This is a genomic window from Clostridium sp., assembly GCF_051656525.1.
Lineage (GTDB): Bacteria > Bacillota > Clostridia > Clostridiales > Clostridiaceae > Clostridium.
The window spans coordinates 1-2,404 of the sequence record NZ_JBOGCC010000241.1 but is presented as its reverse complement, the minus strand read 5'-3'; the positions used below and the strand labels follow the sequence as shown (position 1 = coordinate 2,404).

Annotated in this window: 3 protein-coding genes; all 3 read right to left on the bottom strand. The window is 30.2% G+C overall.

Features of this window, described 5'->3' with window-relative positions; translation table 11 throughout:
* The coding region (locus ACRDDY_RS12205; RefSeq protein ID WP_438565223.1) for a phosphoribosylamine--glycine ligase N-terminal domain-containing protein at positions 1-206 on the bottom strand (206 nt) is incomplete at its 3' end.
* Positions 207-267: 61 nt separating this feature from the next.
* Complete coding sequence (gene purH, locus ACRDDY_RS12200; RefSeq protein ID WP_438565222.1) at positions 268-1,773, bottom strand: bifunctional phosphoribosylaminoimidazolecarboxamide formyltransferase/IMP cyclohydrolase; 1,506 nt, start codon at positions 1,771-1,773, stop codon at positions 268-270.
* A complete protein-coding gene (gene purN, locus ACRDDY_RS12195; protein WP_438565221.1) occupies positions 1,770-2,390 on the bottom strand; it encodes a phosphoribosylglycinamide formyltransferase in 621 nt (206 codons plus the stop codon). Before purN ends, purH begins: the two co-directional genes overlap by 4 nt.
* Positions 2,391-2,404 lie beyond the last annotated feature (14 nt).

Below are 2,404 nucleotides of genomic sequence, written 5' to 3'. Positions count from 1 at the left end.
CCTACTATAGTTAAGTCTATTCCTTCATTTATAGCAAATACTCTTAAATCATTTATATCTTCTAAATTTATATTCTCACATTTTTCGTAGGATGCTGTTCCACCATTTCCTGGTGCTACATATATTTTAGAAACTCTTTCATTTTGAAGTAATTTAAATGCTATTGCACTTTCACGTCCACCTGATCCGATTAATAATATTTTCATTATCTAAGTCCCCCTTCTTAAAAAGCTTACAAAATATAATATCCTGTAAGCTTTTACTTAATTAATGTTTAAAGTGTCTTATTCCTGTAAATACCATAGATATTTCATGCTCATTACAAGCTTTAATTGATTCTTCATCTCTCATTGAACCACCTGGTTGTATAATTGCTTTTACACCATACTTTGCAATTTCATCAACACAATCTCTAAATGGGAAGAATGCATCTGATGCTATAACATTTGCAGATTTTGCTCTTTCTAAAGCTTCAGTAGTAGCCCAAATTCTATTAACCTGTCCACCACCAACTCCAACAGCAACCCCATCTTTAACCGCCACTATTGCATTTGATTTAACATATTTTACAACCTTCATTCCAAATTCCATATCTCTAAGTTCTTTTTCACTTGGCTTTTTCTCAGTTACAACTTCCATTTTGTCTTTTAATTTTAAATCTTCTTCTTGAACTAAAATTCCGCCATCAACTGTAACCATAAACTTTTTAGAGTTTGGTTTTACTTTTCCTTCTAAAACTCTTAAGTTCTTTTTCTTTTTAAGAACTTCTAAAGCTTCCTCAGTATATCCATTTGCTATTATAACTTCTAAGAAAATTTTACTCATTTCCTCGGCTGTTTCTTTATCTACAACTCTATTTATTCCAACTATTCCACCAAAAATTGATACAGGGTCTGCATCATGTGCTTTCTTATAAGAATCTAAAACTGTTTCACCTATTGCTACTCCACAAGGTGTATTATGCTTTAATGCACAACAAGCAATTTCAGTAAATTCATTACAAACCTTCCACGCTATATCAACGTCTTTTAAATTATTATATGAAAGTTCTTTTCCATTTAAAATTTCAAAGCTATTCATAGCTCCATCATTTTCTAAACTACCATAATAAGCTGCACTTTGATGTGGATTTTCTCCATATCTTAGACTTTGCTTTTTCTTGTATGATACTGAAAGATATTCAGGATATTCTTCCTCTCCTTCTAAAAGAAAATTTGATATTGCAGCATCATAAGCACTCATTAAATTAAATACTTTTCCTGCTAATACTTTTTTAAGTCCTAATGTAACTTCTCCATTTTCTTTTATTTCATTTATTACTCTTTCATAATCCTTAGTATCTGAAATAACTGTTACATCTTTAAAGTTCTTAGCTGCGGCTCTAAGCATAGTTGGTCCACCAATATCTATAAACTCAACCTTTTCATCAAAGCTTAAATCTTCTTTTACTTTTTCAAAGAATGGATAAAGATTAACTACAACATAATCAATAGTATTTATATTGTGCTCTTCTAATGTGTTCATATGCTTTTCATCATCTCTAATTGCTAAGATCCCTGCATGTATACGTGGGTGAAGTGTTTTTACTCTTCCATCTAGCATTTCTGGAAAATCTGTTACCTTATTAACTTCAATAACCTCTATTCCATTTTCTTTTAAATACTTATATGTTCCACCTGTTGAAAGTATTTCTACTCCCATATTTATAAGTTCTTTTGAGAATTCTAAAACACCATCTTTATTAAATACACTAATTAAAGCTCTTCTTTTCATAAACACACCTCTTCTTTTATCTTAACTTTATTGTTTTCAATATTAATTCTTCCCTCACTTATTAATTTAATAGCCTTAGGAAGCACTTTATGCTCTTTTACAAGCACTCTTTTTTGCAAGGTTTCTACAGTATCATCTTCTTTTACTTCTACTATCTCTTGAAGAATAATTGCGCCCCCATCAACTTCTTCATTTACAAAATGAACTGTACACCCTGTATATTTAACCCCTTTTTCTATTACTGTCTTATGCACTCTTTCTCCATACATCTTATCTCCACAAAAAGCTGGAATAAGTGATGGATGTATATTTATAATTTTATTTTCAAACCTTTTTAAGATTTCACCCTCTAATATTGAAAGATATCCTGCAAGAACTATTAAATCCACATTTTTCACTAAATCTAATATTTTATCTGAAGTCTTATTTCCATACTCTTTTTTACTTACAACTTCAAACTTTATATTATTTTCTTTAGCTCTCTCTAATGAATAAATTCCATCCTTGCTTCCTATAACTATCTCAATTTTTGCATTTATATTCCCTGAATTTATATTATCTATAATAGATTGAAGGTTTGACCCTCCTCCTGATGTTAGGACTGCTATTTTAAACAAATCCCTTCACCTCC

What these genes read in the sequence shown, in the direction of transcription:
- purH (WP_438565222.1), bottom strand. Translation starts at nt 1,773, where the DNA reads ATGAAAAGAAGAGCTTTAATTAGTGTATTTAATAAAGATGGTGTTTTA.